The organism is Psychrobacter sp. UBA5136 (genome assembly GCF_002414005.1).
In the GTDB taxonomy this organism is placed as follows: domain Bacteria; phylum Pseudomonadota; class Gammaproteobacteria; order Pseudomonadales; family Moraxellaceae; genus Psychrobacter.
Genome location: NZ_DHYG01000053.1, coordinates 166,265 through 177,311 on the forward strand (window position 1 = coordinate 166,265; position 11,047 = coordinate 177,311).

General features: G+C 42.5%; 10 protein-coding genes. 4 read left to right on the forward strand and 6 right to left on the reverse strand.

From position 1 onward, the window contains the following. Positions 1-87: 87 nt before the first annotated feature. Positions 88-3,165, reverse strand: a complete 3,078-nt coding sequence (locus tag B4240_RS08360) for an insulinase family protein (RefSeq protein ID WP_296238251.1) — start codon at positions 3,163-3,165, stop codon at positions 88-90. 505 nt (positions 3,166-3,670) lie between these two features. Here B4240_RS08360 and B4240_RS08365 point away from each other — a divergent pair. Beyond that, a complete protein-coding gene (locus B4240_RS08365) occupies positions 3,671-4,132 on the forward strand; it encodes a universal stress protein (RefSeq protein WP_296238253.1) in 462 nt (153 codons plus the stop codon). A gap of 148 nt (positions 4,133-4,280) precedes the next feature. Here B4240_RS08365 and B4240_RS08370 read toward each other — a convergent pair whose 3' ends face one another. Further along, a complete protein-coding gene (locus tag B4240_RS08370; RefSeq protein WP_296238255.1) occupies positions 4,281-5,213 on the reverse strand; it encodes a LysR substrate-binding domain-containing protein in 933 nt (310 codons plus the stop codon). A gap of 192 nt (positions 5,214-5,405) precedes the next feature. On the opposite strand from B4240_RS08370, the gene B4240_RS08375 reads away from it, so the two are divergent. Then, positions 5,406-6,488 (forward strand): YeiH family protein, encoded by a 1,083-nt coding sequence (locus B4240_RS08375; protein WP_296238257.1) that lies wholly within the window; start codon positions 5,406-5,408, stop codon positions 6,486-6,488. A 202-nt stretch (positions 6,489-6,690) separates the two neighbouring features. On the opposite strand, the gene cspE is transcribed toward B4240_RS08375, so the two are convergent. Both cspE and B4240_RS08385 read right to left on the reverse strand, forming a co-directional pair. Further along, entirely contained in the window at positions 6,691-6,900 is a 210-nt protein-coding gene (cspE, locus tag B4240_RS08380; protein ID WP_025644841.1) for a transcription antiterminator/RNA stability regulator CspE, read from the reverse strand. 287 nt (positions 6,901-7,187) lie between these two features. Then, on the reverse strand, positions 7,188-7,610 hold the full coding sequence (locus B4240_RS08385; RefSeq protein WP_296238260.1) for a YbaN family protein: 423 nt from the start codon (positions 7,608-7,610) through the stop codon (positions 7,188-7,190). 462 nt (positions 7,611-8,072) lie between these two features. Here B4240_RS08385 and B4240_RS08390 point away from each other — a divergent pair, with 462 nt between their 5' ends. Both B4240_RS08390 and B4240_RS08395 read left to right on the forward strand, forming a co-directional pair. Further along, the gene (locus B4240_RS08390) at positions 8,073-9,419 is read left to right on the forward strand and encodes a carboxypeptidase-like regulatory domain-containing protein (RefSeq protein ID WP_296238262.1); all 1,347 of its coding nucleotides are present in this window, start codon (positions 8,073-8,075) and stop codon (positions 9,417-9,419) included. A 131-nt stretch (positions 9,420-9,550) separates the two neighbouring features. Continuing rightward, positions 9,551-10,144: a hypothetical protein gene (locus B4240_RS08395; protein WP_296238264.1), complete on the forward strand. Its 594-nt coding sequence runs from the start codon at positions 9,551-9,553 to the stop codon at positions 10,142-10,144. A gap of 81 nt (positions 10,145-10,225) precedes the next feature. Here the strand turns inward: B4240_RS08395 and B4240_RS08400 are convergent, their stop codons facing one another. Together B4240_RS08400 and B4240_RS08405 are read right to left on the reverse strand one after the other, a co-directional pair. Next, positions 10,226-10,549, reverse strand: coding sequence for a TerD family protein (locus tag B4240_RS08400; protein ID WP_296238266.1), 324 nt, complete (start codon positions 10,547-10,549; stop codon positions 10,226-10,228). A 57-nt stretch (positions 10,550-10,606) separates the two neighbouring features. Further along, entirely contained in the window at positions 10,607-10,771 is a 165-nt protein-coding gene (locus tag B4240_RS08405) for a hypothetical protein (RefSeq protein ID WP_296238267.1), read from the reverse strand. Positions 10,772-11,047: the final 276 nt, after the last annotated feature.

Below are 11,047 nucleotides of genomic sequence, written 5' to 3' on the forward strand. Positions count from 1 at the left end.
TACTGCCCGGAAATAAAAACCGCCGCCTTCAAACAGTGAAAGCGGCGGTTTTTTTACACAACCATTAAATCATAAGATTTTGAGCTATTAGCTTTTAATTTTACAAACCTTAAAGCCTAACTCTTTCACTTTTTCTTCTTTATCATAAGGCGCAAGGACCGCACGCACGTGTTTTTGTCCTTGCAAATATTGCTTGGCCACGCGCTGCAAGTCAGCAACGGTCACGGCTAAGATTGCCGCGCGCATTTTACGCTGCCAGTCGACGCCGCGGTGATGCAAATTAGCAAAGCAGGCTTTGATGGCCTCGCCAGCTGGTGAGCCTGGTTTATCCATGCCTGAGATAATACCTAAGATGGCTTCTTCTAATTGCTCATCGGTTTGCGGCTCATTTAATAACCACTCGATACTGGCTTCAAAGTGGGCAAAGGTCTCAGCGCACTGCGGGTCGCGGTAGCTAAAGAACTTAAAGGCGCAGGCATTGGCATCGTAACCCGCACCGCCGCCATAAGCACCGCCGCGCTCACGAATGGCACTATGCAAGTAGCCATTACGTAAATACGGCGCTAATACCATTAAAGCTGCTGTATCAGGATGGTCAGCTGCTGGCACCGTATAAGCACTGGCATTGTGATAGACGTTGGTTGGAACTAGCCATGCTAAATCGTCAACATCGAGCGCCACACCACTCTCTATTGCTTTAACCGCATCTTTTTCGCCATTTAACGCCGCAGCCAGTTTTAAATCGGTAAACTCGCTTGGGATATTGTCTTCAATAGCCGCATCAGAATTTGTTAATTTTTCAGCAATTCTTGCTGCTTGGCTGTCTTTCCAGCTATCGACGATTAAGCTGCTTAAGCGCTGGGTTTGCTCAGCTTCACAAATGATAATCGCGTGCTTAGGTAAGCTAATTAAGCGCTGATGCAAATCCATCAAACTGCTTGCAAGCTTATCCCACTGCGCATCGTCAATACTTGCATGAGCTAAAAAGTCTTTTAGCGCGTTTAATGCTGGCAGGCCGCTGCGGACATATTCTAGCTGCGCTTGACGGCTCATACCGCGACTAGCGGTTTGCATCGCGTACGAATGCCCTGAGCTCGCAAGGTTTGATTGCCAACTGGCGGCGCGCTGCTGCAAGATCTCTTTGATACGGTCATGCTCGCTAAAGACGCTATGCTCCATCACCTCTTTAAGCAAATCAATCGCTTCTGGTTTGCGATTTAGCGCGCGCGTTGCCACCACAAAATAGCTGCTAATCGCTTGGCTATCATGGATATTGGTACGTTGACTGATACGCGCCGTCACCCCTGAGGAATGCGCCGCTTGCTTGGCCTGCATCTCATGAGCACTAAGCGAATCGGTACCAAGCTCAGACAACAAGCTTAAATAAATCGGCAGTAATGGATGATTGATGACTTCATTGACTGGCAGCTCGCTGGTGTTCTGATTACCAATCGCATCGGTTAACGGCACAATCACTTGGTAATAATACAGGCCATTGGTACCCGCCTCATATTCAAATAAGGTGCTGTCCTGTCCGCTTAAATTTACCCGTTTTTGTGTGCCTTGTTTAAAGCTAATGTCGGTTGGGACGTCTTCTAAGCCAACTTTTGGTAATAAGCTTAAATCATCAGGCGTCGCTTGGCGCGCGGCCAAATCAAGCGCTTGTTTATGCAAGATAGCTTTATCATCAGCGGTCAAATCCATCGCAATGGTATCAAGACGGGTTTGCTCAGCGGCTGCCAAACGGGCAGATTTTTCGCTGTCAGGCGTCAACGTGACACGGACGCGGTGCTGATTATCAAGCAGATGGGTTTTGATTAAATTCGGTAACCACTGTTCATCTTTTACTTGCTCGCGTAACCACTGCAAATGCTCGTCAACTTCCCACACATCGATAGGGTTGCCATCATGAATCGCCGTGCTAAAGCCCTCTAACATAAGGTTTAAACCATACGGCATGCTATCACCGCCGATATGGCGCTGATCTATCTCGATTTGATGCAGAATGGTTTCAATGGTTTCATCGTCAATCGGTTTGCTCGCGACCTCTTTAAGCAAATCCATAATGCCCTGCTCTACCGCTTCGGCATGCTCAGGGTTTGAGCCGCGCAGACCAGTATAAAAAACCATTTCATAATGACTGTCATCGAGTCCCAATAGCGGACTTGGTGCTTTACCAAGTGGATGGCTGTCCAAATATGCACGCAGCGGCGAGCCAGCATGCTCAACCAACACGCCTTCTAGTAGACGCAGCGCCAAACGTTGTTTGGGGTCGGTAATCGATGGTAATAACCATGCAACCACATGGTGCGTTTGATCCGGTCCTGCTTCGTCAGCCGTATACGTGTCAACCGCGCTGATTGGCGCAGATAGACGCTTTTCAGGACGCGAGACGTGTTTTTTGCCGGCTTCAAACTGGCTCAAGGCATCTTCATGAATTTTCGCCTGCGTTTCAGCGACTGGGATATTACCAAAGCTCATAATCACGCTATTTGATGGGTGATAATGGCTTTGATGAAATTCAACCAACTCGGCATGGGTCAAATCAGGAATATCGGCAGGATCGCCGCCCGAATTATAGTGATAGGTCGTCGTTGGGAACAAATGATGCGCGACTGTATGATATAACTGGTCAATCTCGCCGCTCATCGCACCCTTCATCTCATTAAAAACGATACCTTTAAAATGCGGTTTATCGTTTTCGTCTAACTCAACGCGGATGCCTTCTTGGGCAAAATCGAGCGGATGAATATTGGGGAAAAATGACGCATCAAGATACACCGCAAGCAAATTAAAGTAGTCGTTTTTATTTTGCGTCGCATACGGATACGCTGTCCAATCGGCAGCGGTCATGGCATTCATAAAAGTATTAAGCGAGCGCTTAATCATCGAGAAGAACGGGTCGCGAACGGGGAATTTTTTAGAGCCACACAAAGCCACGTGCTCTAAAATATGCGCCTCACCTTTTGAATCCATTGGCTGGGTACGAAAACCGACCAAAAAGGCATTTTCATCGCTTGGATGCGCCAAATGATAATGCATCGCGCCTGTCTTGACGTGCTGGCTTATCAGCACATCCACTGATAATGCCTCAATGTGGCGATGCTCAAGCAGCTCAAACGCTGGATGCAGGGTTAAATCAGCGGTAAATGGCGTGTCAGTCATAGTTGTCCTTATAGATTATCCCAATCACTTTTTAGTCAATTGCTCACTTAGCCAATGACTTATAAAGCATATCAGGATAAGTAATCAAAAATGGGAAGGTTTATATAATAAATTCACTTTAAAAAAGATACAGTGCGACTGGGATGAATTTTTCGTAGCCTCTGTGATAACAGCAAGCAAGGAAAATTTATACCAGTCGCACGTGGTTATTAACGTACCGATTTTATCTTGTACTGGTTATATTTATAAATTTGGTTTTTATAAAAATAGTACTGTTATAAAAATATATGGGTAATCTTTCAATAGAATGGCAGTTATCAGCTAAAAAGAATTTGCCTAACGATATTAGATGGGGCTTAGGGCTTGATAAGTCAAGATAGAGCAGGGAGAAAAATAATAACGCTTCAAGAATAAATCATAAAGATAGTATGGATTTAACAAAGCCTACTTAACAGCAGTCAGTAGTAGTGCTATAGTTAAAATCATCTGTTATAAGGAGCCGCTCATGAGTTACGAACATATTTTATTGGTCACTGACTTGATGTCCGATGCTGATGTGGTCGCCCAAAAGGCCAAACGTATCGTTGAGAATCGTCCGAACGCCAAATTATCGGTATTACATATCGTCAAAGATACCATGGTCGGCTTTGGCTATGAGCTGGTGCCTGCCTCAAGTTTATATGATGAAATAGACGATGAACGTTGCCAAGAAGCACGTGCCAAACTGGCGCAGTTTTTGGAGCGCAATGACTTGCATGCGGTCAACTCTGAAGTAACCACAGCTATCTCTAATAGCGAAGGCATTGTCAATTATTGCCACAAGCATGAGGTTGATTTATTGGTCATCGGCCGTCACGAACGCCATGGTATCGCCGCTTGGCTTAGCGGCGCCACCGCAGATAATATTTTGCCAAACGTCCCTTGCGATAGTTTAGTCGTAAGACTCGATAAACCGGTTGATAAATAAGGGTAAGAATAGACTTAATGTCGTACCTAAGTTATTTGAAACTTTTAAAAATCTCACTGAAAAAAGCGCATTGCCTGACATTGCGCTTTTTTATTATTAATTGAAATCATAGATATTCTAGCTAATACCTCTATGTTCACTGATAAAATTAATCTTCTATCAAAATATCAATAAAGCTTTGCCAAATGGGGCTTTGATGGCGGGCTTTATGCCAGACCAGCCACCACGTGCGCGCTAAATCGATACCTGCAACTTTAACCTGCACCAGCTTTCCTGCTGCAAGCTCTGCCTCAATGACATATTGCGATAAACAGCCAAGGCCAATATCGGCGCTGACCATATGTTTGATGGCTTCTGACTGCTGAATCGCCATCACAATCTCGGCATGGGGCAGGTATTGCAATAATTGCTCATCGATAATTTGCCGCGTCCCCGAACCTGCTTCTCGTACCAATAGCGGTAGCCTTGCTAATTGTTCTGCGCTTAGCTCATAACAATTTTCTTTCTCGTCATAGATCATGTCGGCCAGCCACTTACTGTTAGATTTAGCAAATACCATCAAGGTATCAGTGCGCCATGCGCGCTGCTCAATGGCTTTCATATCCGCCGGGCGCGGCATACCCTCTACAAGCGCAATATCGATATTTAATTGCTCAACCTCCGCCACCACTTCCTGCGTGTTGGCAATATACATATCGATATGGGCATCGGGTAGCGCGTCATATAGTTTGGCCAGTAGCGGCGGCAGTACATAACTGCCAATAGTCGTGCTAGCGCCAATATGAATCTGCCCTGCTTGATGCTTATGATAATGCTCGAGGGTCAACGCTTGCCCCAAGATCGCTTGCGCCTGTATATAAATAGGATGGGCATTTGGATGCTGATTCAGCCTGCGCCCAACCCGCTCAAATAGCGGCATCTGCAACCGTGCCTCAAGCTCAGTGAGCGCACTACTGACCGCCGACTGCGATAAATGCAGCTCTTCACTAGCACGGCTGGTACTACCAGTTTGATAAATACTGACAAACACCGATAACTGCTTAAGGGTAATCTTCGGTAGCATCTGTATGTTTTTTTTCATAATTGCTCTGACCTCTTATGCACCCTATAAATTTTTCAAAGCCTAAACCTTAAAATCATATATTTACCTAAAAAACCGATAGTTTATATCTTATTAATCTGTTTTTATTATAAATCGACTTGACTTATACTGTCTAGACATAAGCTTATGCTTGTTTCGATTATAGATAAACACTAATAGGATGCGTACGATATGAACGCGATAGCACAAACTATGAATAACTACTTTCCGCATAACCGCCATATTTTTGGGCTTATCGTCGTGCTGATTGGAAGTTTATTTTGTTTGTGGCTAAATATAAGCTTGGACACGTGGTCAAATGGACGTATTGTTGGTCTGTCATCGTTGACGCTGGCAATCTTGCTGGGAATGCTACTGGGTAACACGCTTTATCCAAGTTTCTCTGAGCAACTTGGTGCAGGTGTTAACTTTGCTAAAGGTCAAATTTTACGTCTGGCCATTATTTTTTATGGTTTTAAGCTGACCTTGACCCAAGTTGCTAGCGTTGGTATGCCAGCGGTAATGACCGATGCGCTGGTGCTGACTTCAACATTTTTAATCACCTATTGGCTTGGTACCCGATGGCTCAAGGTTGATAAGCAAACGACATTATTGATTGGTTCTGGTGCTAGTATTTGCGGCGCGGCGGCGGTGATTGCCGCAGAGCCCGTGGTCAAAGCCGAAGCCCATAAAGTCACTATTGCCGTCGCCACGGTGGTGGTCTTTGGTACGATTGCCATGCTGCTATATCCTTTTTTATATCAGCTTGGCTGGCTACAACCTTGGCTAAATGCCCAGCAATACGGTATTTATACCGGTTCTACCATTCATGAAGTGGCGCAAGTGGTGGTCGCTGGTAACGCCGTTAGCACCGAGGTCGGTAACACAGCGGTCGTTACCAAAATGATACGGGTGATGATGCTCGCGCCTTTTTTGCTGATTTTATCCTTTGCTTTAACCAAAACCAGCAATGACCATGGTGAAAAACCTTCATTCATCAGCCGCGTGCAACAAGTCAAAGTGCCATGGTTTGCCTTTATCTTTATTTTAGTGGTGTTACTGCATACGTGGGTGCCGATGACCGCAAACTTTGAACACAGCATGATCATGCTCGATGATGTGCTCCTCACCATGGCAATGTTTGCCCTTGGTTTAACCACGCATATGAGCGCTATTAAACAAGCTGGCGTTAAACCGCTGATACTTGGTGCGATTATGTTTGCTTGGTTACTGATAGGCGGTGGTTTGATTAATATTGGTATAGCCTCACTCTAAAAAAGCTACTAACTCAGCACCATAACCAACAATGCCGACAATTATAATATTAATCGTCGGCATTGTTGTTTTAAGATTTTGTTTAGTATCCTGCTATTAATACATTTATTAAAAGCGATAAACATAACTAATGGACGAAAAAAAACGAACCCTAAGGCTCGTTTTTTTTATTCATCTTGCGCTAGTTGTCTATAAAGACAAATTAGATAGCAACGATGTTATGTGCTTGTGGGCCTTTTTGGCCTTGAGTTACAGTGAACTCAACTTCTTGGCCTTCAGCCAAAGTTTTGAAACCTGAACCAGAGATTTCGCTGTAGTGAGCAAAAACGTCTGCGCCGTTTTCTGGAGCGATAAAACCAAAGCCTTTAGCTTCGTTGAACCACTTAACTGTACCTTTTTGAACGTCTGACATAGTCATAATCCTGATATTTAATTTATTTTTGGCCTAATTGACCGATAACGCTTGCAAATAGCTACTGAACGATAAATATTAAAACGAAGGATTATAACTAATACTACGAGGTAATGATTTGGTGCAGAACTGCTCTTAAGCTTGGAAGTATTATAGGTGGCCTAGCGCAGTATCGCAAGCCTTATCTCACCTTTAGTGTAACAAAGCGCAACGATTGGTTATTTTTTAACCTTTTTTGCTTTATTTTTAGACATTTAACAAAAATTTTAAGCATTTAACCTATAAGTTTAAGCATTTGGCAAACGGAACAAATATATCGCCACTCCCGTGCAAATCGCTGCTACCAGCCATGCCATCCACATCACATCAGCTGGCAGACGATAAAATAACATCGCTGTCGATATGGTCATCATGATTACTGCTAAACATTTTGCATACAGCGGTACGGCGCGGCGCTCTTCCCAGTCGCGAACAAATTTACCAAAATACTTGTGATTAATAAGCCAAAAATGAAAGCGCCGTGAGCTACGCGCCCAGCAGCCTGCGGCTAGCAGTATAAAAGGCGCGGTTGGCATCACGGGTAGCAAAGCTCCAATAATCCCCAATACAAAAAACATCCAACCCAATAGCAAAAATGCCCAACGCACTGCTGGGCTATTGTGTTGATTGGTCTTTGGTCGATAGTAAAAGGCTTTTTTATTTTCGCTCATATAAGTAATGTCATTGGCTGATATTGAGTGGTTGATATTTGATAAAGGTTAAACCGCTAAATCTCTGAATGAGATAGCTATATATCTATACAGAAAGCTAAGCATGTAATAAAGACTTACTGCACTCAATATTATTTTTGCATCTTTCTGTCATCTTTCGCACTGAGGAACCTCCAATCTGTAACTTACGCAATGTCACCGCTCATGATTAACAAAACAATAGATAGCATCTATTTTAATTACTAGAACATTGTTCAACTATAAGGCATAATTCATTTGTTGCTGGTTTATGTTTATTAGTAACCATTCATACCAAAAGATTCTATTCCTATAGCGCACTCTGTTAGCAAATCATTTTTTACAAACTTGATTTCGTTAGATTTCTCTTCAATAAATCGCAGAAATCACAACCATTAGAATGCAAAATTAAACCAAGGCATTGCTTATATAAGAGACCCCTCTATGACCAAATTTAATACCCTTACTGCCAGTATATTGTTTGCCACTTTGAGCTTGACCGCTTGTGGTGATGACAATGATACCGTGACTCAGCCCAGTAAACCTGACACCAACATTCAAGAACAGCGTATCAGCGGCACCATAAAAGATGGTAATGGTAGCCCTGTGGTAGGTGCTGAAGTCAAAATCGGTAAAAGTGCGGTGACTACCGATAGCGCAGGTACTTATTCTTTGAGCTTAGATAAATCAGAGTCTGATGCAGTGGTTTTAGTACGTAAGACCGGCTATCTAACGATGGCGCGTGAATTCAAAGTAGCACCTAAGCGCTCGCATAAATTAGACATTACCTTGACTGCTGATCAAGTTACTAGCGCCTTTGCCACTAATGCAGGTGTTAATGAGCTACAAGTATCAGGCGCTAAAATAAGCATCCCCGCAAATAGCATCGTCAAAGCAGATGGCAGCAGCTACACAGGTACCGTCAATATCGCTGCCAACTACTACAATCCAGACTCTATCGCAGGGGCACAGTCCTTTGCACAGCCTTTTGCCGGGCAAAATGATGATGGCAGTCAGCAGACAGATCTGGTCACCGTCGGCGTCATTGATGTCAAGCTCACTGACCCTGCTACAGGCGCAGCGCTTAACCTTAAAAAAGGCACTCAGGCCACTTTAACCTACCCTAAAGTAACAACTGACCAAAACTTACCTTCTATCCCTTTATGGTATTACGATGAAGAACAAACTGTTTGGGTAAAAGATGGCGTTGCTACTCGTCAAACAGACGGTAGCTATAAAGGACAAGTGTCTCATTTCACACTGTGGAATCTCGACATTCCTATTAAAGATTATTATGCCATCTTAGAAGGCTGTGTAATTGATGCTAAAACCAAAAAACCTTATGTAAAAGATGATTTTGCTGGTCAAGTGAAAGGACGCGGCAGTTTCTTTAGTGCTGGCGATGCGGATAGTAAAGGTAAATTTAGCATCAAAGTACCTTTTAATACCCCTTTAACCTTATCACCTTATGGGTATTCTGTTCGTTTTAACCCTATACAAATTCCTGCCTTAGCACAAAATGGCACTTATTCAATCAATAACGGTAATTGTATTGAAATAAATAGTACTGACGATGATGGTGAGATAGATCTAAACAATAGTGATATGGGCGGAGTATTTGATGAGCTACCGTTAGCACCTGTTCCTGTGACTTCTACACCTGTCATACCAGATGTGTCATTCCAACCTCCAGTAGAACAAAATACAGCTGGGTTGATCGGTTATAGTTTTGACTTTGCAACTGACTCAAGGCTGATTCAGAACTTGAGAATATCTCATTTACTACCTTAAGCACTAAAAATAATAACTCACTTAATACCCTTGAAAAATCATTGTACCTAAAACAGTATTACGATGATTTCGAAGCTGAAAGCGTGCTTTTGCTAACGGCGAATGGGATCAGCCCTCAATTTAGATTCTTTGTGACGGCGGATGGAGATCTCAATATAGAACAGCTTAATACTGTATTTGTAAATAACAACTATACCCAAAGTCTGAGCAATGGATTTATATCAACGGGCACTTATACCGATGTTTCTCTAAGTGGTCAAAAAATAGGTAGCGTATTCGCCCTTGAAAATAATGACGATTACTATAATGACATTCCTGATAGCGTAATCAATAAACTAAACAACTTACCTAATTCATTAAGCGTGTTCAGCAGTGGAGCTAGCTGTAAAAAAGCACTGACCGGTAGCAACAATGTCGACTTTATCGAACTTGCTTATAAACTACCTAACTTAAGCTTTGAGCAAGCGATAAAAGACTTTAGCAATGACAAAAGAGGTACGTGGGCAGGTATTCCCTGGGTTACTGAAGTAAAAGATGTCAACGATGAAGATGATGATTCATCAGTCGCTGTCGTTAACTATAATAATGAAGTGTATGCTGCTTCTTATAACGAGGCTCGTCTAGGGGGGTTAAAAGAATCAGAGAAGGATGATTGTGCTATTTATAATGAAGCCGCTAAGAACCAGATCATGACTGCTTTACGTACGGCTTATCCTACGCTTTAAAATATCGTAACTGCCCTAATATTTAACCAAAAATCGCTCACAACTTAGGCTGTGAGCGGTTTTTTTGTTAAACATGCTATCCTAATTTATTTCGCTATCAGCCCTATCTCTCGTGCCTCTTTTAGCCAGCTTGGATAAATTAACCTCAAAGTCGGCTTGAATGCCTTTATTCGCTGTTGGCTGCGACTCGTAATGGGTGAGCTTGATTTGCCCACATGGCGAGGTTGGCTGATTATAAAACACCATGTAATCATCATTGATCAGTTTGCCCTCTGCGTCTAAGGCAAAGCAGCTGATGTCCATCTCTATTGGGCTTTGGCGAGTGAACTTGAGCGTGATTGGTGCGGTCTCGTCAATAGCAAGGTTGCTTAAAGGCGTGCGTTGTCCGACGGTGAGATGGTTCATGGTGTTCCTATATTTTCTTCAAATAAAACCAAATATGAAATTTTTTAATTTGGTAATCTAAATATTTCGAAATTCTTGATTTTTATATATAGCATTTTTATGAGCAATAACTCTCTCTAAACCATTTTTTCTACTCTCAACTACTTGAAGGATATTTGAAATATCTTGAATTCTTTCCTGAACGTCTAATATTTCTGTAGAATTTGCATCAATCTTGTTCATTATCTCTTCATAAGAAGCATAGTTCTTATTTTCAGACTCATTATCTATATTTCTGTATTCTTTCTTTAAGTAATTATTTTCAGTCTTTAAAAATTTCAGAACATTGCTTAGCTTTTCTAGGGATATATTTAGATGTTGAGCTTCATTTTTAGAATATAGTTAATCCCACCTAAAAGTGTTATAAAGTAATTATCAAACCCAACTGTTACTATAAAGACCATGACTTACTCACTAGATTTTCGCAAACAAGTACTAAAAAGTATAGATGACGGTATG